We start from the raw sequence: 22,590 nt of genomic DNA, 5'->3' as shown, positions 1-22,590 counted from the left end.
GCACCTCCCCGGCCACACGCCCTGGGCTGCATTTCCCGGCGGTCCGCCATCATACTCTCTTCAATCTTTAAACGAGGAGTTGAATATGTCGCGAATCGTGATCCAGGAGGACAGGTGCAAGGGCTGCTTGCTCTGCACGACTGTCTGTCCGGCCCAGATCATAGTCCAGTCCGACCGGTTCAACCAGAGCGGCTACAAGGTCGCCGAGGTTCCCGCAGCGGACATGGAAAAGTGCACCGGATGCACCTCCTGTGCGCTGATCTGTCCCGACTTGGCCATAAAAGTCTACAGAACCCCTAAAAAGAAGGGGGATGCATAATGAGCAAGCAAACCGAACGAATTTTCGTCAAGGGCAACGAAGCGGTCGTGCGCGGCGCGCTGGCCGCCCGGTGCAAATGTTTCTTCGGCTACCCCATCACCCCCCAGAATGAAATCCCGGAACTCATGTCCTCGGAACTGCCCAAGGCGGGCGGCGAGTTCGTGCAGGCGGAGTCCGAGGTCGCGGCGGCGAACATGCTGCTGGGCGCAGGAGCTTGCGGTATCCGCGCCATGACCTCCTCTTCCAGCCCGGGCATCTCCCTGAAGCAGGAAGCCATCTCCTACATGGCCGGCTCCAACACCCCGGCAATCATCGTGAACATGAACCGAGGCGGGCCGGGCCTGGGCGACATCGGCCCCGCACAGGGCGACTACTACCAGTCCACCCGCGGCGGCGGCCACGGCGACTACCGCCTGCTGGTGCTGGCCCCGGCCACCGGGCAGGAAGCCTACGACATGACCATCAAGGCCTTTGACCTGGCCTACAAGTACAAGAACCCGGTCATGATCCTGGGCGACGCCATCCTCGGCCAGATGAAGGAAGCCATCACCCCCTGGCAGCCGGAAGGCATCGACGACGAGGCGGGCCGCGAATGGTCGCTCTCGGGCGCCAAGGGCCGCGAAAAGCGTCTCATCAAGTCCCTGTACCTGGAGGAAGGCGCTCTGGCCGGACAGAACAAGAACCTCCAGAAGAAATACGAGGACATGCAGTCCTACGTGGAATACGAGGAATTCGAGACCGAGGACGCCGATCTCGTGGTCTGCGCCTACGGCTCCATCGGACGTATCGCCAAGTCCGCGGTGCGCAACCTGCGCAAGCAGGGGCACAAGGTCGGCCTGTTCCGGCCCATCACCCTGTACCCCTTCCCCAGCGCTGCGCTGCTGGCTCTGGCAAAGCAAGGCAAGAAATTCCTGACCATCGAGCACAATCTCGGCCAGATGGTCGACGACGTGCGCCTTGCCATCCGCACGGTGGCCGACTCGGACTTCGCTCCGATCTATCCCGGCAACCTGCCCATTCCCGAAGATATCGAGGGCCCGGTCCTCGAATGGCTGGAGGGTAAGTAAATGTCCGAAAAACTCGTATTCGACCGTCCCCAGGCCGTCATCGACCGCGCCACCCACTACTGCCCGGGCTGCCACCATGGCGTGGCGCACCGCATCGTGGGCGAGCTGCTCGATGAACTGGAAGTGACCCAGGACACCATCCTGGTGACCGCCATCGGCTGTTCCGTATTCCTGTACAACTACCTCAACGTGGACGCGGTGGAAGCGCCGCACGGCCGCGCTCCGGCAGTGGCCACCGGCGTCAAGGCCGCCCGCAAGGACAAGTTCGTGCTCACCTACCAGGGTGACGGCGACTTGGCCTCCATCGGCATGGCCGAAATCATCCACGCGGCCAACCGCGGCGAGAACATCGCGGTGGTCTTCGTGAACAACACGGTCTACGGCATGACCGGCGGCCAGATGGCCCCCACCACGCTCATCGGCCAGCGCACCACCACCTGCCCCAGCGGACGCTGCATGGAGCACGAGGGCGCGCCCATCCGCATGACCGAGATCATCTCCAGTCTGGGCGGCGTCACCTATGCCGCGCGCGCTGCCCTGAACAACGTCAAGAACATCCGTCAGGCCAAGAAGTTCATGCGCAAGGCCTTCCAGTGCCAGATCGAGAAAAAGGGCTTCGGTTTCGTGGAGCTGCTCTCGGCCTGCCCCACCAACTGGAAGATGACCCCCATACAGGCCAACGAGCGCATTGAAACGGAAATGATCCCCTACTTCCCGCTCGGCGAATTCAAGGACACCCTGGATGAAGGAGGTACGTGCTAATGGCTCGCTATCTCGACGCAATCATTGCTGGTTTTGGTGGCCAGGGCGTCATGCTCATCGGCAACCTCCTGGCCTACGCGGGCATGAAGGACGGGCTGAACGTGACCTACATCCCGGTCTACGGCCCGGAAATGCGCGGCGGCACGGCCAACTGCACCGTGGTGCTCTCCGAAGAGGAGATCGGTTCGCCCATCATCCACAGCCCGGTCAGCCTGATCATCATGAACCGCCCGTCCCTGGACAAGTTCCAGCCGCGCCTCAAGGACGGCGGCGTGAACATCATCAACTCCTCGCTCATCGACATGGAACTTGCCGACGCCGACCGCGTCAAGTGCATTGCCGTGCCGTGCAACGAGATCGCCGACAAGCTCGGCAACACCCGCATGGCCAACATGGTCGCGCTGGGTGCATTCATCGAAGCGACCGGAATCATGAGCCTGCAGCCTGTCATCGACAGCCTGCCGAACGTGCTCTCCGAGCGCTACCACAAGCTCATCCCGGCCAACACAGACGCCCTGAAAGCGGGCGCCGAAGTGGCGGCAAAGGCTTAGTCACAGCCACGTAAGAAACCGGGGAGGGAACATCCGTTCTCTCCCCGGCTTTTTTGTGCCCAATTCAGAGGGAGGCGCGTGCCCTTCCAGGGCAACTGCAAGTTCGACAGCCCCGCCCCTCTCATTCGTCACCAAACCTCCCCCGACCCTCACAAACCCGACTCCCCATCGTAACCAACTGTAACACTTCATGTAATAAACCATTCAGACATATTTCGACTCCAGTATTCCCAATCACTTGTCAACCGCTACCAACGTGAGGATGAAACCATGTCTGAAATGCAACGAAGGGATTTCCTGAAGTTCGGCCTGGCCGCAGGCGCCATGGCCGCCGTGGCCACCTTCCCGGCGAAACCCGCCAAGGCCGCCTACACCCGCGCCACCGTGGAGCAGATCAACGAAATGACGCCGCAACAAATGGCCGAGGCCTCCGGCCTGGTCATGGCCGGCTGGGAAAGCCTCCAGGCCACGGCCGCCAAGATCCGCAACCCGCGAATCCGCGCCACGGTCCAGGACATCCTGTCCAACCCGGCCCCCACGGTGATGAAGAAAATCGGCTCTTCCGAGAAAAAGGAGATCCACCGGGAACTGACCGCCAAGGGGCTCCTGAAGGACGTGTCCCAAGCAGACTTCCTGCCCCCGGCCAAAAGCGCCTCCAAGGCCCCGCAGCCCTTCTATTCCGCGCCGGGCAGCGGCTACGGCAGCCACCACTCCTACCCGGGCGGGCTCATCACCCATACGGACGTGAACGTGCGCGTCTCCATGGCCCTGTACGAAGGCTACCGCGACGTCTACGACTACCTGCTGGACCGCGACGTGGTCATCGCCTCCCAGCTCCTGCACGACCTGCACAAGCCGTGGGTCTTCCAGTGGGACAGAGACGGCGCTTCCCGCAACGAACGGGCGCTGGCCGGCACCGGCGAGCACCATCCCCTGGGCGTGGCCGAATCCATTGCCCGTGGCCTGCCCGCCGAGGTCTGTGTGGCCCAGGCCTGCGCCCACAACCACCCGCGCACCCCGGCGGACGAGGCCCAGGTGGTGGGCTGGCTCCAGACCGCGGCCATCCTCAACGGCATCGACCCGGTGAGCTACGGGCTGCTGGAGGCGGGCGGCAAGACCCTGCCCCTGCCGCGCCGCCAGGAAGGGTTCGTCTGCCACCTGGGCGACCACGACTGGGTGCTCACCGTGCCTGCGGCCCAATGGATCATCCCGGAAATGCAGAAAATCGCCCAGCGCGACTACAAAATAGGCAAGAACGATGTGAAGGCCTTCAACGCGTTCCGCAACTACGTCTTTTCCCAGGCCACGGTCATGGCCCTGTACGAGACATACGCCTCCAAGGGCGAGGCCGAACTCACCCGTACCGTCCACTCCATCGTCGCCCCGGCATAAGGAGCGACACCGGGGAACAGTCTGTATCCGTGCCGTTCCCCGGACAATTTTAATTCCGCCTCTCCACTCTCGCGAGGCCGGGCCGCTCACCGGTCCGGCCTTCCTTTATTGTTGTTTTAGATCAACATTGGTATCGTCGTTCCATGTGGCTCAAATATCTTCTCATCACATACGTTGCGCATGCTTTCTTGTCTTTGTTTGCCTTCAATTTCTTTTATTTAGCATTCAGCAAGGAAATCATGAGAGATGACCATTGGACAAATTACACTTCCCTTGGTCCTTTCAAGTTTGTCGAAGAAAGAGTGAAGCTCTCGTTTGGCAAGTATCTGCTTATGTTTGTCCCACTACTTCACTACATCCCGTTCCACACAGTGAATCTCTGGATATGCGAGTACTTCAACGTCAACAAATCCTATGCATGGCGGCTGACGTTGTTGGCACCCATCTTCTATCCTGTTCTGTTCATACGAATGAAATGGCGAGTGTACGACGAGTAGCAAGCCGATTTAATTAGGCTTGTAAGCCGCTAGCCCCTGCTCCTCCCCTTCTGCTAACAATATCTCCCTGCACCACTCCGGAGAACTCTCGAAGCGCGCCCGCCAGGCCTTGCTCATGCTGACCGAGTGCCGCTGCCACCTGGGCGACCACGACTGGGTGCTCACCGTGCCCGCGGCCCAATGGATCATCCCGGAAATGCAGAAGATCGCCCAGCGCGACTACAAAATAGGCAAGAACGATATGAAGGCCTTCAACGCGTTCCGCAACTACGTCTTTTCTCAGGCCACGGTCATGGCCCTGTACGAGACATACGCCTCCAAGGGCGAGGCCGAACTCACCCGCAAGGTCCACTCCATCGTCGCCCCGGCATAAGATGCAACGGCGGTGGGGAGGCACCCTTCCCGCCGTATTCATTCCAAGGGATTCAAACGGCGCGCCGCCTTTCTGGGAGGCGCGCCGTTCTCTTGCCGGCCGCCCCTCCGCTAACGGCATGTATTGAAAATCATTTCAGATCGTTGATCGGAATCAATGCGGGACTTGGCTCAAGGGCGCAGGATGGGCGGACATGAAACCTGAACAGGAGAATTCCCATGCTGCAACAGGGCAACGCAAAGCAGGAACAGAAGATCGCATCCATGGCCGCTCTCGTGGCCGACCTCTACCCCGGGCTGACCGTCATATCCGTCAAGGGCGCATTCCGCTTCGGCGTCAAAAGCGCACTGGAACAATTCGGGTTTTCCACCTGGGCCGAAGTCGCGGACCAAACCGTCACCGTCAAGCAGGATTTCTTCAAACTGCTCACGGACAAAGCCGTAACCCACCTGACCAAGATGGGCCTGCCGCAGGACATGACCACAACCGTCCGCACCCGGCTCATCAAGGAAAACCAACAATTCCTGAGGAATTGAGCTCCCGCCCCGGAAAAACAAAACGCCGGTGAACATCTCATATCTAAGTGTTCACCGGCGTTTTCCAGCCCATTTCCGGGCCGGTATCCTTATTCCGAACTCAAGTCGGAAATAAGCGTATTGAGCTCGTGGGCGATATGCGAAAGCTCGGAGCAGGCCTGCACGGCCTGGCTCATGGCGTCTCGCGTGTCCTCGGATATCTTGTGGATCTCCTCGGTGGAGCGGGTGATCTGTTCCGACGCGGCCGACTGCTCTTCCGCCGCCGTGGCGATTCCGCGCACCTGGTCCGCGGAATTCCTGGAAAGGTCCACGATCTCCACCAGGGAATGCCCGGCGGTTTCGGCCAGGCGCGTGCAGTTCCCGACCACTCCGGCCACCTTGTCGGTTTCGGCGATGTTGCGCTGGGTCACGCTCTGGATGGCGTTGATGGACTCGCCCACCTCCTTGGTCGCAAGCATGGTCTTTTCCGCGAGCTTGCGCACCTCGTCGGCCACCACGGCGAACCCGCGTCCGGCATCCCCGGCCCGCGCGGCCTCGATGGCGGCGTTGAGAGCCAGCAGGTTCGTCTGGTCGGCAATGTCGGTGATCACGGTCATGACCCGGCCGATGCCGTCGGCCTGCCGCCCCAGCTCACCCATGTTTTCCTTGAGCAGGGAGGCGAGCTGCTGCACGTCGTTCACGGACGAGACGACCTGCACCACGATGTCGCTGCCCTCCTGGGCCTGCTTCCGGGTCAGCTCGGTGTTTTCCGCGGCATGCGTGGCGTTCTGGGCGACCTCCAGCACGGTGCTGTTCATCTGCTCCATGGCCGTGGCGGTTTCCACGGTCCGCCGGGTCTGCTCTTCCGCGCCGTCCCTGGAACCCTCCACCTGGGCGGAAAGCTGCTCGGCGGCGGCCGTCATGCGCTGGGAAAGCTGCTCGGCCTCGTTGGCCACCCGCCGCATCTTGCGGTGGGACTCGATGACGTCGGTCTGGTCCACGACGATCTCCATGGCCCCGGACACGCCGCCCTTGGCGTCCTTGAGCGGGATGGCGTAGTTCTTCACCTCCAGCACGCCGTCGCTGGTGGTCGCCTGCGTTGCGCCGCTCTGGTTTTCCACCGTGCGCATGGCCTTGTCGCAGATGCAGTTGCTGGTCCGGCAATCGCTCGTGCTGAAGGCGTCGTGGCACTTGGAGCCCAGCAGCGCGGAACCCTGCCTTCCCGCGCAGAGCTCTGTCTGGCGGTTCACGTATTGCAGGTTGCAGTCCCTGTCGATGGTGAACATGGGGAAGGGCAATGTGTCGAAAATACTGGTGAAGGTGTCGGCCAGGGCGTTCACGCTCCCGACCAGTTCGGCATAGGCCCCCTCATAGCGTGCGGCGTCGCCCCGGGCGTTCATGACCCCTTTGCGCACCTGCTCCGCCGTCTCCTCGCAGTCCGAGATCAGCGCCGAAATGCTGGCCGGAATCTGCTTCACGGACTCGTGAATCCGGCAGATCTCGTCATTGCCCTTCAGCTCCACGCTGCTGGAGAGGTTGCCCCGGGCCACGTCCTCGGCAAACCTGCGGATCTTGGTCAACGGCCGGAAGACCGCAAAAGGCAGCACCCCCAGCACGGAGAGGATGGGGATCAGCACCGCGCAGAGGAAGATGGCCAGGACCACCATGATGGCATTGTCCAGAATGGCGTTCTGGCTGGAGATGTCCTGGGCCAGGGCAATAACCCCGATGGGCCGCCCCTGGTAGTCCTTCACCGGGATGTAGGCCAGGGCATAGTCCCCGGAAATGGTGAAGACCTGTTCGCGCATGGCCTTTCTGAGCTCCGCCGGGGTGACCGAGTCGTCGATGGCGCTGTTGGCCTTGCCCGCCACGCGCACGAAGGCGTTGTCCAGCACGGGATATTCCTTGGGGTCCTGCAGCTTGGTCGTGGTGGAAAGCAGGGAGGCGTCCATGTAGAGGGTGAAGAACTTTCCCATGTCCTTTTCAAAGAACTTGAAGACGTCGCCGTAATTTTTGAGCACCTCCACGGAACCCAGCCGGGCGCCGCCGGCATCCCTGACCGCGACCAGGCCCCGGATGGCAAAGCCACCCCTGCCCGGCTCGATGCCGCGCCTGGCCTTTCCGTCCCGGTTCACATCCAGCACGGTCTGCCGGAAACTGGAAATATCGTCGGAAATATCCACCCAGCTGCCGCCGCGCTTGGCCTGCTTGTCGCGCCACAGACGCACCAGGCTCCTGCCGTTGGGCAGGTGGAAATGGAGCTGCAGCTGCTCGCCGAAGGATTCCCGGTACCCGGACAGGGCGGGCTTCAAGGACTCGCGCAGGGTCTCTCTGGCCTGCTGCGCCGCAGGGTCCCTCTCGTCGTCGAGATTTCCGCCGTGCGCCAGGCGGAACGCCTCCACGACAGCGGGCATGCGACTGAACAGGGCGGCCTCCTCCTGGGCGCGCAAGGCGGCGTTCTCCGTGTTCAGGGCCAGGGTCCTGGCCGTGTTGCCCACCACCATTTCCGCAAAGGAATAGCGCAGAGTGTCGAACTTTCCGGTCAACAGGAAATAGCCGAAACATCCCACGAAAAGCACCAGCGGAAGAATCGGCAATAATATTTTATATTTGATACTCATGGCTCCCCTCCAGAAGCTGCATGGCCTGATGCGGGAGGCACGTCCGCCCGGGCCGCGTGAAAATGAAAATCCCCTCCCCACGCAAAACAGGCCCGGCGGCGCGATCCCCGCAAAAGTCGATTTATGGAATCAGATAGAAGATAGTGAGAGCGATAATCCCTTTGGACCGGGGCACAACGCTATTTTCGGCTTGTTACAAAATACACAAGAGCACGTACTCAGGATTGGAAGAATCCCGGTTTTCATCTCTTCTCTTGTGATTTAATTCACAACAAGGGTGGTATTCCACATTGGATTTCATTCCTTGCCCATGATTTTGCCGTTTTGCTAAGCTTGCGGCATGAAACCCGGCTACCTTTCCCTGCACCACTCCGGAGAACTCTCGGTCCGGGCCAGCCAGGCCGTGTCCATGCTGGCCGACTGCCGCTGCTGCCCGCGCGAATGCCGCGTGAACCGCCTGGAAGACGAACGGGGATTCTGCGGCATCGGCCGCAAGGCCGTGATCGCCAGTTTCAATCCCCATTTCGGCGAGGAAAGCCCGCTGGTGGGCAGCCACGGATCAGGCACCATCTTCTTTGCCGGATGCAACCTGAAATGCGTTTTCTGCCAGAATTACGACATCTCCCACGACCCGGACGCCGGATTGGCCGCCGAGCCCGAGGAGCTGGCCGGGGTCATGCTCAGGCTCCAGCAGCAAGGCTGCCACAACATCAACCTCGTGACCCCGTCCCACGTGGTCCCCCAGATCCTGGAGGCCCTGCCCATTGCCGTGGAGCACGGCCTGCGCGCGCCCCTGGTCTACAACACCAGCGGCTATGACTCGCTGGAAGCCCTGAAACTGCTGGACGGCGTGGTGGACATCTACATGCCGGACGTGAAGATATGGGACGCGGCCCAGTCCAGGGAACTGCTGCGGACTCGGGACTACCCGAAACGGGCCAAGGCCTCGGTAAGGGAAATGCACCGCCAGGTGGGGGACCTGCGCCTGGACGGGGGAATCGCCGTGGCCGGCCTGCTGGTGCGCCATCTGGTCATGCCGGGCGACATAGCGGGAACGCGCCAATGGATGCGCTTTCTGGCCGGTCTCTCGCGGGATACCTACGTGAACATCATGGACCAGTACCATCCCTGCGGCGAGGCAAAAAAGCATCCTCACATCAACCGGACCATTACCCCGAAAGAATTTCAATCGGCGCTCGACCAAGCCAAAAACTCCAATATCAAGCGCCTGGACCGAAGAACTGCTGATTTTTTCGATCAGATATTTAAAAATTTACATTAATGTTATCGAATTTCACACAAAACTCCACACATTCAAAATTGATTCACATTATTGTATAGCAGTTTGCGCATTTTTACTGGTTTCTCTTTCATTTTTGTAAACAACGACAACGTTTTCCCGGGACCCGACGACCGCACCAAAAAATAACCATTTGTATTTTTAAGAAATAACTATTGTGGCATATGACTTGATATGTGACTGTTTCATTCGACTTATCATGGAATCATCCAACCCCTTGGAGGAAACATATGGATATCCCCGTTTTCAACTGCAAGAACGCCGACGATGTACTCAAAGCCGTCAAGGACTACGACGTCAGCTTCATCCAGTACTGGTTTGTGGACATTCTGGGCACCCTGAAATCCTTCCAGATCACCCCCAACGAACTGGAAGCCTCCTTTGAGGAAGGCATGGGCTTCGACGGCTCCTCCATCCTCGGCTTCTGCCGCATCGACGAATCCGACATGGTGGCCATGCCCGATCCCACCACCTTCCAGATCTGCTCCTGGCGTCCCACGGAAAAGCCGGTTGCGCGCATGTTCTGCGACGTGGTCAATCCGGACGGCACCCCGTTCGCTGCCGACTCGCGCTACATTTTCAAGAAGACCCTGGCCCAGGCCGCCGAGAAGGGCTACACCTACTATGTGGGCCCGGAACTGGAGTTCTTCACCTTTGCCGACGACCAGGACACCGAGATCCTGGACCGCGGCGGCTACTTCGACGCTCCGCCCCTCGACCTGGGCAACAACATCCGCCGCGACATCATCTTCTCCCTGGAAGCCATGGGCATGCAGGTGGAATATTCCCACCATGAGGTGGCTCCCTCCCAGCACGAGATCGACCTGCGCTACGCCGAAGGCATGAAAATGGCCGACACGGCCATGACCTACCGCGTGGTGGTCAAGGAAACCGCCCGCAAGCACGGCTGCTACGCCACCTTCATGCCTAAGCCCATATTCGGTGAAAACGGCTCGGGCATGCACGTACACCAGTCCCTGTTTAAGAACGGCAAGAACGTTTTCTACGATGCCTCCGACGAATACCACCTGTCCCCGGAAGGCAAGTCCTACATCGCCGGCATCCTCAGGCACGCGCCCGAATTCGTGTGCGTCACCAACCAGTGGGTCAACTCCTACAAGCGCCTGGTTCCCGGGTACGAGGCCCCGGTCTACATCGCCTGGGCCCGCCGCAACCGCTCGGCCCTGGTGCGCGTCCCCATGTACAAGCCCGGCAAGGAAGCGGCCACCCGCATGGAACTTCGCTGCCCGGACCCGGCCGCCAACCCGTATCTGGCCTTTGCCGTCATGCTGGCAGCGGGCCTCAAGGGTATGGAAGAGAACTACGAGCTGGCCGCACCCGTTGAAGAAGACATCTTTGAAATGAACGACCGCCAACTCAAGCGCAACAAGATCAAGGCCCTGCCCGGCTCCCTGTACGAGGCCGCCATGGCCCTCAAGAAATCCAAGTTCATGCGCGATGTGCTGGGCGACCACCTGCACACCGCCCTGGTGGAAAACAAGATCGCCGAATGGGACGAATACCGCACCCAGGTCACGGAATTCGAACTGGACAAATACCTACCCATTCTCTAGCCGATCGACAGCCGCGACAACAAGAAGGCCCCGATTCCGGGGCCTTTCCTTTTATTTGCAGGGCGGCAGGGTAAAGGAGACGACCGTGCCGCCTCCGGGGTTGGGCGCGGCCCAGATGCGGCCGCCGAAATGCTCCACGATGTCCCGGCAGATGGACAGGCCGATGCCCGTTCCCAGGACCTTTCTGGCCTTGTCGCCGGATTCCACCTGGTAAAAGGACTCGAAAATCTCGTCCAGCTTGTCCTCGGGGATACCCACACCGCTGTCGGCCACGGACACCAGAATCAGGCCCTGTTCGTCCAGCCCGGCGGAAAGCCGGACATACCCCTTTTCCGTGAACTTGGCCGCATTGCTGAGCAGGTTGGAAAGCACCTGGCGCATGCGGTCGTAATCCACCATGATTCTGGGCAGCTTTCCGGCAATGTCCGTTTCCAGGGTCACCCCTTCGCGGGCATCGAAATCCCCGATGACCGCCTTGGCCGCATCCGTACAGAGCTTCACCGCATCAATTTCCACGACGTTCCAGGCGGCCTTACCCGCCTCCAGTTTGGAAATATCCAGGAAATCGCTGATGAGCCTGGTCATCCGTTCTCCTTCCTCGCCGATGACCTCCAGGTTGGAACGGATGCGGGAAAGCTTCCTGGCGCTCTTTTCATCGGTGGCGGTATTCCCGAAATACTTGTCGATATCCCTGCGGATCATGGTCGCAAACCCGATGATGGAAGTCAGGGGGGTGCGCAAATCATGAGTGACCGTGTTCATGAGCGATGTCTTGACGTTGTCCGAGCGCTGCAGCTTGATATTTGTCCGCACCAACTCCTCGGTGCGCTTCTTGACCAATTTTTCCAGGTTGGCGTTGAGGGCGGCCAGTTTCTTCTCGGCCCTGTGCCGGGCCGCGATATTGAAGGAAAGCACCACAATGATGGCCAAAAGCGCCAGAATGACGGCGGAAACAACCAGAATGGCCTTCCAGTACCTGGCCCAGATATTGTCCGGCATATGGGTGACAATGCTTCCAGGAGGAAGCGCATCCATGGAAATGCCGAAACGCTTCAGCTGGCGATAGTCGAACATGAACCGGTTGGGGCTCTTGTAGACGATGGGCACCGAGGATACGGGCGCTCCCTCCAGGATGCGGATGGCCATGCGCGCGGCATACCCGCCCTGGGTGGCGCCGGAGATGAGCTTGCCGCCCACTATTCCCCTGTTCAGGTAGAAATCCCAGAAGCTGAAAATGGGCCGAGGCGATGCCGGGGCAATGAGGTCCACGGCCTGGTGAAAGGTGAATGTCTTTCCGTTGCTGTCCACCACGTAGGGCAGGAGCAGCACGATCGAATCTTCCGGCAGCCTGGCCAGCTCGGCCTGCAGGGCCTCCATGGTGTCGGGCTGTATCAAGGTGTACCGCGACTTGAAGGAATTGGCCTCCCAGGCCTGCTCCACCTGCTGGACAATGGCTTCCCCGGTGGTAGTCTGGTCACTGACCACATACACCATCTTCGTCTCGGGCATGATATCCAGGGCCACCTTGATGGTTTCAAGCGTATCCACCTCTTCGAACACGCCGGTCATGCCCGTCATGTCGTGCTTTTTGGCAAAATCCATGTCGTTGACGCCGCAAAAGACCATGGGGGTGCCCGGAAACACCTCGGGCCGCAATTCGGCGATGAACCGGGCAGCATTGTCGTCCGCAGTGATGACCACGTCGAACCTGGTGTTTCCGTACTTATATTTATAAAATGATTTCAGATTATTATAGTAAAAATCAGAATGATACCGCTTGGTATCCATGAACTCCATGGTCAGTTCCACGGATGGGTCGTACTCGAAAAGGGTATCGCGCACGGCCTCGGCCACCGAGGCGCCCCAGGAAAGACGCATGGAATAGGAGCTGACAAACAGTACCCGCCGGGTTTCGCCGCCCCATGCCTGCAAGGCCATGGCCGCCCACAAGAGAACCAGCAACAGCCCGCACACCATCCGTGAACAACAACGCGAAACCTGCATGGCGCCTCCGGAAAAATCGGTTCACTCCCCTTGTATCCCATTCCCATGGTCATGGAAAACTACGTGCCCGGAAATATAATCCGCCGTGCGCCCCTTTCACGGGTGTGCTTGTTTTGAAAAAGAATGATTTCTTATTGACAAACAATAATTTTTAATTTTTAAACGATGTCATCAACGACACCATAGGAGATACTCATGGATAAAATAACCAAACCGAGCAAATACTTTGCCCTGCTTTTCAAGGTCCTGTTCTACCTCTACCCCATAGCCATGTTCATCTTCTGGCTGGACTGCGATGTGACAAATACCGGCGAGCTCATTCTGGACTACGACACCGAATCGACTCCGGGAATGGGTGATCTTGCCGATCCTGAAATGTGGCAGCGGTTGTGCAGTTTCATTGCCTACATGATTCCCGGCGCCGCACTCATGTACATCTACCATTCGCTGAAAAAACTCTTTTCCCTGTATTCCCAGGGCATCATCTTCGAGCACGAGAACGTGAAATGTTTCCGGGGAGTCGCATGGGGGCTCATCGCCTCGAATCTGCTGGCCATCCCGGCAGGCACCCTGATCAGCTTCATCATCACCGTCACCAACCCGGAAGGCGACCGCCTGCTCCATATGGGCATCGACGACACCGACATCTCCATGGTGGTTGTGGGCATCATGCTGCTGGTCATCTCCCGGATCATGGACGAAGGCCGTAAGATGAAAGAAGAACAGGCATTTACGGTCTAGGCATGGCGATCATCATCAATCTCGACGTGATCCTGGCCAAGCGAAAGGTGAACTCCAAGACCCTGGCCGAGGCCGTGGGCATCACGCCCCAGAACCTGTCCATCCTCAAGACGGGCAAGGCCAAGGCCATCCGCTTCTCCACCCTGGAGGCCATCTGCGACTTTCTCCAGTGTCAGCCCGGCGATATCCTGGAATACCGGCCAGAGGACGGCGAATAATGTACCGAACCCTGGCCACGGCCGTGCTCATAGGCCTGCTCCTGGCCGCAAAATCCTGGATCATCACCACCCTGACCGGTCCGGAAAATCAGGTTGCCCCGGCTCGGACGGCAATTGCATCCCAAAGAAAAAGCCGCTCCGAGATCATCGTCCCGGAGCGGCCTATGGTTCTTTCGCCTGTGGAGATGGCCGTATTATTGCGGCTTTATGGCCGCCAGGGCCTTTAAGCGCGCTTCCACGACCATGGGGTTGGGATACGTGTCCAGAATGGATTTGAGCAAGGATACGGCTTCCGCGTACCGGTGCTCGTCCTCGTAGGCCTCGGCCAGCAGAAAGGTGGCCATGGCCCGCGTCTCCGGATCAACCCCGTTCAGGGTCAGCAACTCCTCGATGGATTTTTTGACCATGTTCCAGTTGTTGATCAGGCTGCAGCTCTGGGCCAGTTCGTAAAGACACTGGGCGCGGGCCGCATCGTTTTCCGCATTCCTGGAACAGTTCTGCAAGGTATCCATCACCAGGTCGTAGTTGCCCAGGCTGCGGTAGACACGGGCCATGCGCAGCTGGGTCTTGACGGTTTCCGCGGGCATGTCGATGGCCAGGATCAGACACTTCTCAAAGGCCTCGATGGACTTCTGGCGCTTGCCCATCTGGTCGTAGATGTCGCCCAGCCGGTACAAAACCCTCCAGGCCTCGGCCTTGTCGTCTCCCAGCTCCAGGGCCATGGCGTCCAGCAGAGCCACGGAGCGCTCCAGATCACCCTTGATGTTCAGGGATATCTCCAGCAGCCGCTCCCAGGCCTCCTTGCGGAACTCGCCCTGGGGATTGAGTTGCAGATACCGCTCATACCCGGTCTCGGCTTCCAGATAGAATCCCTTGGAATAGGAATCCCGGGCCGCCGAAAGGTTGACCGAGTCCTCGGTTTCACTGCCGCAGGCCGCGCAGCACAAAAGCAGCGCGGCCAGCAGCGCAATGGTGAAGCGGTTCATTAATCCTCGGTGTCCTCTTCCTCGGTCTCGGTGGGATCCATTACCAGGTCGAAACCGGCCACATTCACATCCTCGTCCATGCGCACCAGGCGCACGCCCTGGGTGGCGCGGCCGCGCGTCAGGCTGATCTCTTCCACCTTCATGCGGATGATCTTGTTGCCCGAGGTCAGCAGGATGATGTCGTCCGTGTCATTAACCAGGCACGCGCCGATGACCGAGCCGGTCTTGTCCGTGAGGCGCATGTTCAGGATGCCCTTACCGCCACGGGACTGGATCCGGTACTGCTCGATGTGGGTGCGCTTGCCGAAGCCGCCTTCGGAGACCGTGAGCAGCTCGAAGCGTTCCCCGTCGCTGGTGGTCACAGCGGAAACGACCTCGTCGTCGCCGCGAAGCGAGATACCCTTGACCCCGGCGGTCACGCGGCCCATGGGCCGTGCGTCGCGGATATTGAAGCGGATGGCCGTGCCGTTGCGGGTGGCCAGGATGCAATCCGCATCCGGGTTCACTTCCTGAACGCCCATGAGCTCGTCGCCTTCCTTGAGGTTCACGGCCTTGAGGCCCGTGGTCCGGCAGTTCTGGTAGAGATCCATGGGCGAACGCTTGATCATGCCGCGCTTGGTCACGAACAGGAAGAAACGTTCCGAGGACATGTCCTGCAGGCTCATGGCCGTTGCGATGTGCTCGTCCTTGTCCAGGGGCAGCAGGTTGGCGATATGCGCGCCCTTGGCGTAACGGCTGCCTTCGGGCACCTGGTGCGCCTTGATCTTGAACATCTTTCCGAAGTTGGTGAACAGCAGCAGCCACTTGTGGTTGGTGGTCAGCATGAAGTTCTGGATGAAGTCGCCGTCGCTGGTCTGGACGCCGGAAATGCCCTTACCGCCCCTGCGCTGGGCCTGGTAGTTGGTCAGCGGAGTGCGCTTGATGTAGCCCCGGCGCGACAGGGTGATGACCGCCTCGTCGTCGGCGATAAGGTCTTCGATGTCGATGCTGTCCAGATCATGACGCAGCAGCTCGCTCTTGCGCGGGGTGGTGTAGGTCTTGTCGACCTCCATGAGTTCGTCGCGGATGACGCCCTTGAGCACGTCCTCGTTTTCCAGAATGGACTTGAAGTATTCGATGCGCTTCAGGAGCTCGGCATACTCTTCCATGAGCTTTTCGCGTTCCAGGCCGGTGAGGCGCTGCAGGCGCATGTCCAGGATAGCCTGGGCCTGGATTTCGGAAAGCTCGAAACGCTCCATGAGGTTGGCCTTGGCCTCCACGGCGGAAGCCGAGGCGCGGATGATCTTGACCACCTCGTCGATATTGTCCACGGCAATGCGCAGGCCTTCGAGGATGTGCACCCGCTTTTCGGCCTTGTCCAGGTCGAACTTAGTGCGGCGGATGATCACTTCCCGGCGGTGGTCCAGGAAGTAGCTGAGCACTTCCTTGATGTTCAGCAGCATGGGCCGGTTCTTGACCACGGCCATCATGTTGATGCCGAAGCTGGTTTCCAGCGGCGTGAACTTGTAGAGCTGGTTGATGATGATATCGGGAATGGAACCGCGCTTGAGGTCCATGACGATGCGGATGCCGTTGCGGTCGGATTCGTCGCGCAGGTCGGTGATGCCCTCGATCCTCTTGTCGTTGACCAGCTGGGCGATCTTTTCCACCAGGGTGGACTTGTTCACCGCGTAGGGGATTTCCCTGACCACGATGGACTGGCGGTTGCCCTTTTTCTCTTCAACCTCCATGACCCCGCGGATCTTGATGGAGCCTCGGCCCGAGGTATAGGCGTCCACGAGCCCCTGGCCGCCGAAGATGGTGGCGCCGGTGGGGAAGTCCGGACCCTTGATGAAGCCCATGAGGTCGGCAATGGTACAGCCGGGGTTGTCCAGCAGGTGGATGGTGCCGCCGATGAGTTCGCCCAGGTTGTGGGGCGGGATGTTGGTGGCCATACCCACCGCGATGCCCGCGGTGCCGTTCAGGAGCAGGTTGGGAACCTTGGTGGGCAGCACCACGGGTTCCTGAAGGGTGTTGTCGTAGTTGGGACGGAAATCCACGGTGTTCTTGTCGATGTCGGCCAGGAATTCACTGGCCAGACGGGCCATGCGCACTTCGGTGTAACGCATTGCCGCAGCGGCGTCGCCGTCGATGGAACCGAAGTTCCCCTGCCCGTCCACGAGCGGATCGCGCATGGAAAAGTCCTGGGCCATGCGCACCAAGGCGTCATACACGGCCGAGTCGCCATGCGGGTGGTATTTACCGATGACGTCACCGACCACGCGCGCGGACTTCTTGTAGGCCCGGTTGTAGGAGTTTCCGAGGTCATGCTGGGCGAACATGATGCGGCGGTGAACGGGCTTGAGCCCGTCGCGCACATCCGGAATTGCACGCCCGATGATGACGCTCAGCGAGTACTCAAGGTAGCTTTTCTTGAGTTCACTTTCGATGGAAATCGTATTTGTCATTCAATTATCTCCACGGCTTGAGGGCTTTCCCATGCGGGCGCAGGCCCCCTTCACGTTTCCGATTTAGATGTCGAGTTCCTGCACCATGAGTGCGTTGCGTTCAATGAAATCGCGTCTGGGTTCCACGTTGTCGCCCATGAGGTCCATGAAGATGTCATTGGCCGCGGCCGCATCCTCGATGGTCACCTGGAGCATGCTGCGGTTTTCCGGATTCATGGTGGTTTCCCAGAGCTGTTCCGGGTTCATTTCGCCCAGACCCTTGTAGCGCTGGATCTGCCAGCCTCGGTGGGCCTCATCGATGATGGCTTCGTAGAGATCGAACATGCCCTGGATCTCGCGCGGCTCGTCCTTGACCTCCAGGTTGAAGACCATCTCGCCGCATTGCTCCAACAGGTTGCGGTAGGTCTGGTAGCCCAGCTTGTAGAGCTTGGAATAGAAGAACTCCATGGCCAGACGGGTGCGCGCGCCGTTCCCGTTCTCAAAGACCAGGTAGGTGCGGTCCTTTTCCAGCTCGTCGTCGTGTTCCACCACGATTTCGACCTTGAAACCGGCCTCTTCCATGTCCTTCCTGAACGCTTCGGGATCATGGGTCTCGAAATGGCTGTACTGGATGCGCTCGGGGTAGTTCATGAGCACCCTGTAAAGCTCGGTGGTGATGCCCATGGTTTCGCACTCGCCGAATTTCTTGCGCATGAACCGGATGTTGTCCACCAGGGCCATGAGTTCGTCGCCCACCAGGGTCTTGCCGGATTTCGTCTCCAGCTTGAGGTCGTCCCCGGCCTTTTCCAGCAGGAAGCTGTGCAGTTCACCCTCGTCGGTGATGAACCTCTCGAACTTGCCCTTGTGCGCGCGGAACAGCGGCGGCTGGGCGATATAGAGATACCCGCGCTCGATGAGCTCCTGGTACTGACGGAAGAAGAAGGTCAGCAGCAGGGTGCGGATGTGCGATCCGTCCACGTCGGCGTCAGTCATGATGACGACCTTGTGGTAGCGCAGCTTGTCGTAGTCCTTTTCGTCCTCTTCTTGGCCGATGCCGATGCCCAGGGCCGTGATCATGGCCCGGACTTCCTTGTTGGAAAGCATCTTGTCGAAGCGGGTCTTTTCCACGTTCAGGATCTTGCCTCGCAGGGGCAGGATGGCCTGGTGCTTGGGATCGCGTCCCTGCTTGGCGGAGCCGCCTGCGGAGTCACCCTCGACGATGAAGATTTCCGAGTCCTCGGGATTCTTGGACTGGCAGTCGGCCAGCTTGCCCGGCAGGGAGTTGTCGGAAAGGGCGCCCTTGCGGCGGACTAGGTCGCGAGCCTTGCGGGCCGCCTCGCGGGCCCGAGCCGCATCAACGACCTTCTCGATGATCAGCCGCGCCTCCTTGGGATTCTCCTCGAAGAAGGTGTTCAGCTTCTCGTAGACCAGGGCGGCGACCAGGCCGGCGGCCTCGGAGTTGCCCAGCTTGGTCTTGGTCTGGCCCTCGAACTGCGGATCGGGCAGCTTCACGGAGATGACCGCGGTCAGGCCTTCACGCACATCGTCGCCGGTGAGCTTCTTGATCAGTTTCTTGGGCAGGTCCGCATTGGTGACGTAGTTGTTGATGGCGCGCGTCAGCGCGGTTTTGAAGCCGGCCAAGTGCGTCCCGCCCTCGATGGTGCGGATGTTGTTGGCGAAAGTATAGGTGTTTTCCTTGTAGGCCATGCTGTACTGGATGGCGAACTCGAGCATGATGTTCTCGGCCTCGCCCTCACCATAGATGATGTCGCCGATGGTGTTCACGCCCGCATTGATGTCGGCCACGTACTTGCGGATACCGCCCTCGAACTTGAACACCTCGCGCTCGTCCGTGCGCTCGTCCTTGAATTCGATCTCCAGGCCGGAGTTGAGGTAGGCCAGTTCCTTGAAACGCTTCTTGAGCGTCTCGAAGTCGAACTGGTTGACCTCAAAGATCTCCTCGTCGGGCCGGAAGCGCTGGGTGGTTCCCGTGGAATGCGCCGGGCCGATCTCCTCCAGCTCGGTGACGGGCACGCCGCGCTCGAACTTCATGCGGTAGGTCATGCCGTCGCGCTTGACCGTGGATTCCATGAATTCGGCCAGCGCGTTGACGCAGGAAACGCCCACGCCGTGCAAGCCGCCGGAAACCTTGTAGGAGTCGTTGTCGAACTTGCCACCAGCGTGCAGGGTGGTCATGACCACCTGCAGGGCCGGGACCCCTTCCTTGGGGTGCATGTCCACGGGAATACCGCGGCCGTTGTCCGAGACCGTGCAGGAGTTGTCCATGTGCAGGGTCACCTTGATCTTGTCGCAGTGGCCGGCCATGGCCTCGTCGATGGAGTTGTCTATGACTTCATAAACCAGGTGGTGCAGACCACGGATATCCGTGGAGCCGATGTACATTGCCGGGCGCTTGCGGACGGCCGCAAGGCCCTCGAGAACCGTAATGCTTTCGGCTGTATACTTTTTCTCGCTCATTTATGCGCTTTCCTCGGTGTAGTAAGTCTCTTCCTGAATCATCATGGGCATGACAATGACGTTGTAGTCCGGATCGTCCTCGCCGCTGATGCCGCAGGGGGCTTCCGTGCCGGTCAGGGTGAAGGTGACCGTTTCGGAATTGAAGTGGTTGAGTATCTCGATGAGGTTCTTGGTGGGGAAGGCGATCTTCTCCAGGGCCCCCGTGTAGGTTGCGTCAATGGCCTCGCGCGCGGTACCCGTCTCCTGGCCCTGGGAATAGATGGTCACTTCCGTGGGCGCGAAGCTGAAGTAGGCGCAGCGGTTGGAGTCGGTGTTGAACAGCGAGACGCGGCCCAGGGCCTCCACCAGTTCGTCGCGCTTGACCTGGAGCTTGCAGACATCGTCGTCGTTCAGCTTGGCCAGGAAGTTGTGGTAGTTGGGATACTGGTAGTAGCTCATGGGCAGGGTGAAGGTCTCGGACTTGTCACCGGTGCGGAAGAACATGCGCTTGTCGCTGATGGCCAGTTCGATCTCGTCTGCGGTGAGCCACTTCTTGAGCTCGGCCAGGTATTTTTTCTGGATGAGCACGCCTTCCTGCGGGAAGAGCTCGAAAATGTCGTCGTTGACGAAGTTGAACATGGCGAACTGGTGGCCGTTCAGGCCGCAGACCTCGATACGCTTGTTGCCCTCTTCCTCGCGGGGAACCATGTACAGGCAGGCGATGGCCTCCATGGAATCCTCATCGGAAATGCAGAAGGAGATCTTGTCGATGATCTCATGCAGGAAATCGCCGGACCAGAACACGGTGCCGTTTTCCGGGAAGGTGGAGAACTTCTGGAACCACTCGGGATCGTTGACCGGGAACTTGTACTTCCTGGACTTCTGTTCCACCAGCAGGTTCTGGTTCTCGCCGTCGGTCTTGATGACCAGTTCCCCCTGATTGGAGCGGAGCTGGCGAACCAGATCATAGAATGCCCGCCCCTGGACACCGGCCAGACCCTCATCCGTGATCTCGGCCTGGTAGGCGCCCATGAATTCCAGGTTGGAATCCGTGGACATGATGTTCAGGCGTCCATTCTCGCAGTGGAGCCAGATGGTTCTCAGGAATGCCGCACCCGTTTTCGCGGGAATGATGTTGGCGGACTTCTGCAGACCTTCGATGATATCGTCTCTGTTCACTTTCAGAAACATAAAAAGAATCTCCTTATTGAAGATTAATTATCTCTGTAGCTTTGTTCCTTACTACGATAAATCAATGAAATTTCTAGCCAAATTAAGAACACCGATTGTCCGATGTTTGGAACGTTGTGTGCCGTTTTCGGGTTTTGAACCTTATCCGCCCGACATGCGACATTTTTTCTTCAGTGTTTTCAACATCTGTTTCAAATCGTTATCATCCAGTTGTAATTGTTCTATTTTTTTCACCGAATACAAGACAGTGCTGTGGTCCTTCCCGCCAAAAGTGCGTCCCAGGGCCGGGTAGGAGACATTGAGCATGTCCCGGCAGAGGAACATGGCCACCTGCCGCGCCTGGGCGATCTGCTGGTGCCGCTTGGAACCGATGAGATCCTTGTAGTTGACGCTGAAGTGTTCGCACACCACCTGCATGATCTTCTTTGGCGTCAGATCGTCGGTGGTCTTTTCCTCGGTGTTGCTGAGAATGTGTTCGAAATCCTTCTGGGAGAGGTCCTTGCGCACCAGTTCCCGGAAGGCGAAGAGCTTGAGGAGCACGCCCTGCAGATAGCGGAAATCCGAGAACCGCTGGGCCAGGGTAAGCACCTGTTCCTTGGTCAGGGGCAGCTTCTTGTAGCGGCACTGCTGCTGGATGTACCCCACCCGGATTTCCAGGTCCGGCTCCTTGAGGGTGACGATGAGCCCCCACCCCAGGCGGGACTGCAGGTCCGCGTCCAGGAAGTCGTAGGCGCTGACCTTGTCGCGGCAGGTGAAGACCATCTGTTTCTTGTTGTCGTAGAAGTGGTTGAATATGTTGACCACTTCCGGCTGCAGACTGGGATATTCCCGGATCTGCTGCAGGTCGTCTATGAACAGGAAGTCATAGTCGAACAGGTAGTTGCGGGCCCGGAACGAGTCCCCCTTGAACTTCACGGAATAAAGGTTGTTGACCTCGTCCATGGAACCCAGGAAGATCTTGGAGCAGTCGTGGTGCTTGCTGATCTCGTTGGCGACCGCCTTCATGAGGTGGGTCTTGCCCGAACCGTTGGGGCCGCAGATGATGAACGGATTGAACAGGGAACCGCTCTGCTTGGCCACCTCCCGGGCCGAGGCCAGGGGAAAGTAGTTCTTCTTGTTGATCAGAAAGGTGTCGAAGGTGAACTGGCGGTCAAAGGGGAAGTCTATCTTCTTGGTGACCGTGGCCGTAACCGGAGCTCCTCCCTGGCGCTGATGATTGCCGTTGGTTTCGTAGCTGATGCTGAAGCCGTCGCCCAGGAACATGTTCAGTTGGGATTCGAAAACGCTCTGGAGCGAATCCTCGAACCACTTGGCGAAAAAAGCATGCGGAAACTGCACCACGAGGCGTCTGCTTTCTTCGGAAAAAACGAATTCCAGGGGATCGTACCAGCGTTTCAGCTCGTCTTCGGAGAAGCTTTGCTTGAGGTGTTGTCGAAAGGGTTGTTTCACGTTTTGTCGTTCTGTTTGAGCGCTGTTTTTCAAGTGGCCGATATGTATAATAAAAAAAAAGACTGCTTCAGTCGTTTTACACACCGCTCAGTTAATGCGGTTTTATAGCGCAAAATCGAAGCAAAGCCAAGCTTTCCGGTCGGAATC

General features: G+C 59.1%; 19 protein-coding genes. 12 read left to right on the top strand and 7 right to left on the bottom strand.

Features of this window, described 5'->3' with window-relative positions:
* The first annotated feature begins 85 nt into the window (after positions 1-85).
* From FGL65_RS02705 to FGL65_RS02675, 7 genes are all read left to right on the top strand, one after another.
* Positions 86-319 (top strand): 4Fe-4S binding protein, encoded by a 234-nt coding sequence (locus FGL65_RS02705; protein WP_147819534.1) that lies wholly within the window; start codon positions 86-88, stop codon positions 317-319.
* Positions 319-1,386, top strand: a complete 1,068-nt coding sequence (locus FGL65_RS02700; RefSeq protein WP_147819533.1) for a 3-methyl-2-oxobutanoate dehydrogenase subunit VorB — start codon at positions 319-321, stop codon at positions 1,384-1,386. Before FGL65_RS02705 ends, FGL65_RS02700 begins: the two co-directional genes overlap by 1 nt.
* Positions 1,387-2,148: a thiamine pyrophosphate-dependent enzyme gene (locus FGL65_RS02695; RefSeq protein WP_147819532.1), complete on the top strand. Its 762-nt coding sequence runs from the start codon at positions 1,387-1,389 to the stop codon at positions 2,146-2,148.
* A complete protein-coding gene (locus tag FGL65_RS02690; protein WP_147819531.1) occupies positions 2,148-2,699 on the top strand; it encodes a 2-oxoacid:ferredoxin oxidoreductase subunit gamma family protein in 552 nt (183 codons plus the stop codon). The genes FGL65_RS02695 and FGL65_RS02690 overlap by 1 nt, the downstream gene beginning before the upstream one ends.
* Positions 2,700-2,969: 270 nt before the next feature.
* Positions 2,970-4,091, top strand: a complete 1,122-nt coding sequence (locus tag FGL65_RS02685; protein WP_250645551.1) for a twin-arginine translocation signal domain-containing protein — start codon at positions 2,970-2,972, stop codon at positions 4,089-4,091.
* Between the two features lie 612 nt (positions 4,092-4,703).
* Positions 4,704-4,961: a hypothetical protein gene (locus FGL65_RS02680; RefSeq protein WP_147819530.1), complete on the top strand. Its 258-nt coding sequence runs from the start codon at positions 4,704-4,706 to the stop codon at positions 4,959-4,961.
* Between the two features lie 218 nt (positions 4,962-5,179).
* Positions 5,180-5,497, top strand: coding sequence for a hypothetical protein (locus FGL65_RS02675; RefSeq protein ID WP_147819529.1), 318 nt, complete (start codon positions 5,180-5,182; stop codon positions 5,495-5,497).
* Positions 5,498-5,586: 89 nt separating this feature from the next.
* On the opposite strand, the gene FGL65_RS02670 is transcribed toward FGL65_RS02675, so the two are convergent.
* Positions 5,587-8,097 (bottom strand): methyl-accepting chemotaxis protein, encoded by a 2,511-nt coding sequence (locus FGL65_RS02670; protein WP_147819528.1) that lies wholly within the window; start codon positions 8,095-8,097, stop codon positions 5,587-5,589.
* A gap of 340 nt (positions 8,098-8,437) precedes the next feature.
* On the opposite strand from FGL65_RS02670, the gene FGL65_RS02665 reads away from it, so the two are divergent.
* Entirely contained in the window at positions 8,438-9,379 is a 942-nt protein-coding gene (locus FGL65_RS02665) for a radical SAM protein (protein WP_147819527.1), read from the top strand.
* Between the two features lie 248 nt (positions 9,380-9,627).
* Positions 9,628-10,971 carry a glutamine synthetase family protein gene (locus FGL65_RS02660; protein WP_147819526.1) on the top strand — a complete coding sequence of 448 codons (1,344 nt, stop codon included), beginning with the start codon at positions 9,628-9,630 and terminating at the stop codon, positions 10,969-10,971.
* A 51-nt stretch (positions 10,972-11,022) separates the two neighbouring features.
* Here the strand turns inward: FGL65_RS02660 and FGL65_RS02655 are convergent, their stop codons facing one another.
* Positions 11,023-12,975 (bottom strand): sensor histidine kinase, encoded by a 1,953-nt coding sequence (locus FGL65_RS02655; protein WP_147819525.1) that lies wholly within the window; start codon positions 12,973-12,975, stop codon positions 11,023-11,025.
* Between the two features lie 195 nt (positions 12,976-13,170).
* Here FGL65_RS02655 and FGL65_RS02650 point away from each other — a divergent pair, with 195 nt between their 5' ends.
* Genes FGL65_RS02650 through FGL65_RS02640 form a run of 3 tightly spaced genes read left to right on the top strand, consistent with a single transcriptional unit; the run spans position 13,171 to position 14,161 of the window.
* On the top strand, positions 13,171-13,716 hold the full coding sequence (locus FGL65_RS02650; protein ID WP_147819524.1) for a DUF2975 domain-containing protein: 546 nt from the start codon (positions 13,171-13,173) through the stop codon (positions 13,714-13,716).
* A gap of 2 nt (positions 13,717-13,718) precedes the next feature.
* On the top strand, positions 13,719-13,934 hold the full coding sequence (locus FGL65_RS02645) for a helix-turn-helix domain-containing protein (protein WP_147819523.1): 216 nt from the start codon (positions 13,719-13,721) through the stop codon (positions 13,932-13,934).
* Entirely contained in the window at positions 13,934-14,161 is a 228-nt protein-coding gene (locus FGL65_RS02640) for a hypothetical protein (RefSeq protein ID WP_147819522.1), read from the top strand. The genes FGL65_RS02645 and FGL65_RS02640 overlap by 1 nt, the downstream gene beginning before the upstream one ends.
* On the opposite strand, the gene FGL65_RS02635 is transcribed toward FGL65_RS02640, so the two are convergent.
* The 5 genes from FGL65_RS02635 to FGL65_RS02615 all read right to left on the bottom strand — a co-directional run bounded on the left by FGL65_RS02635 (position 14,129) and on the right by FGL65_RS02615 (position 22,443).
* Complete coding sequence (locus FGL65_RS02635; protein WP_147819521.1) at positions 14,129-14,920, bottom strand: tetratricopeptide repeat protein; 792 nt, start codon at positions 14,918-14,920, stop codon at positions 14,129-14,131. The genes FGL65_RS02640 and FGL65_RS02635 overlap by 33 nt on opposite strands.
* Positions 14,920-17,367, bottom strand: coding sequence for a DNA gyrase subunit A (gene gyrA / locus FGL65_RS02630; RefSeq protein WP_147819520.1), 2,448 nt, complete (start codon positions 17,365-17,367; stop codon positions 14,920-14,922). The genes FGL65_RS02635 and gyrA overlap by 1 nt, the downstream gene beginning before the upstream one ends.
* Before the next feature lie 63 nt (positions 17,368-17,430).
* Positions 17,431-19,824 (bottom strand): DNA topoisomerase (ATP-hydrolyzing) subunit B, encoded by a 2,394-nt coding sequence (gene gyrB / locus FGL65_RS02625; protein WP_147819519.1) that lies wholly within the window; start codon positions 19,822-19,824, stop codon positions 17,431-17,433.
* A complete protein-coding gene (gene dnaN / locus FGL65_RS02620) occupies positions 19,825-20,994 on the bottom strand; it encodes a DNA polymerase III subunit beta (protein ID WP_147819518.1) in 1,170 nt (389 codons plus the stop codon).
* Between the two features lie 141 nt (positions 20,995-21,135).
* Complete coding sequence (locus FGL65_RS02615) at positions 21,136-22,443, bottom strand: DnaA ATPase domain-containing protein (protein WP_147819517.1); 1,308 nt, start codon at positions 22,441-22,443, stop codon at positions 21,136-21,138.
* Positions 22,444-22,590 lie beyond the last annotated feature (147 nt).

The organism is Salidesulfovibrio onnuriiensis, assembly GCF_008001235.1.
Taxonomy (GTDB): Bacteria; Desulfobacterota; Desulfovibrionia; order Desulfovibrionales; family Desulfovibrionaceae; genus Pseudodesulfovibrio; species Pseudodesulfovibrio onnuriiensis.
This window is presented reverse-complemented; position numbering and strand designations above follow the sequence as displayed.

Excerpts from the sequence above, each read along its gene's own strand:
- FGL65_RS02705 (WP_147819534.1), top strand. The coding sequence starts at position 86 with ATGTCGCGAATCGTGATCCAGGAGGACAGGTGCAAGGGCTGCTTGCTC.
- FGL65_RS02700 (WP_147819533.1), top strand. The coding sequence starts at position 319 with ATGAGCAAGCAAACCGAACGAATTTTCGTCAAGGGCAACGAAGCGGTC.
- FGL65_RS02695 (WP_147819532.1), top strand. The coding sequence starts at position 1,387 with ATGTCCGAAAAACTCGTATTCGACCGTCCCCAGGCCGTCATCGACCGC.
- FGL65_RS02690 (WP_147819531.1), top strand. The coding sequence starts at position 2,148 with ATGGCTCGCTATCTCGACGCAATCATTGCTGGTTTTGGTGGCCAGGGC.
- FGL65_RS02685 (WP_250645551.1), top strand. The coding sequence starts at position 2,970 with ATGTCTGAAATGCAACGAAGGGATTTCCTGAAGTTCGGCCTGGCCGCA.
- FGL65_RS02680 (WP_147819530.1), top strand. The coding sequence starts at position 4,704 with ATGCTGACCGAGTGCCGCTGCCACCTGGGCGACCACGACTGGGTGCTC.
- FGL65_RS02675 (WP_147819529.1), top strand. The coding sequence starts at position 5,180 with ATGCTGCAACAGGGCAACGCAAAGCAGGAACAGAAGATCGCATCCATG.
- FGL65_RS02670 (WP_147819528.1), bottom strand. The coding sequence starts at position 8,097 with ATGAGTATCAAATATAAAATATTATTGCCGATTCTTCCGCTGGTGCTT.
- FGL65_RS02665 (WP_147819527.1), top strand. The coding sequence starts at position 8,438 with ATGAAACCCGGCTACCTTTCCCTGCACCACTCCGGAGAACTCTCGGTC.
- FGL65_RS02660 (WP_147819526.1), top strand. The coding sequence starts at position 9,628 with ATGGATATCCCCGTTTTCAACTGCAAGAACGCCGACGATGTACTCAAA.
- FGL65_RS02655 (WP_147819525.1), bottom strand. The coding sequence starts at position 12,975 with ATGCAGGTTTCGCGTTGTTGTTCACGGATGGTGTGCGGGCTGTTGCTG.
- FGL65_RS02650 (WP_147819524.1), top strand. The coding sequence starts at position 13,171 with ATGGATAAAATAACCAAACCGAGCAAATACTTTGCCCTGCTTTTCAAG.
- FGL65_RS02645 (WP_147819523.1), top strand. The coding sequence starts at position 13,719 with ATGGCGATCATCATCAATCTCGACGTGATCCTGGCCAAGCGAAAGGTG.
- FGL65_RS02640 (WP_147819522.1), top strand. The coding sequence starts at position 13,934 with ATGTACCGAACCCTGGCCACGGCCGTGCTCATAGGCCTGCTCCTGGCC.
- FGL65_RS02635 (WP_147819521.1), bottom strand. The coding sequence starts at position 14,920 with ATGAACCGCTTCACCATTGCGCTGCTGGCCGCGCTGCTTTTGTGCTGC.
- gyrA (WP_147819520.1), bottom strand. The coding sequence starts at position 17,367 with ATGACAAATACGATTTCCATCGAAAGTGAACTCAAGAAAAGCTACCTT.
- gyrB (WP_147819519.1), bottom strand. The coding sequence starts at position 19,824 with ATGAGCGAGAAAAAGTATACAGCCGAAAGCATTACGGTTCTCGAGGGC.
- dnaN (WP_147819518.1), bottom strand. The coding sequence starts at position 20,994 with ATGTTTCTGAAAGTGAACAGAGACGATATCATCGAAGGTCTGCAGAAG.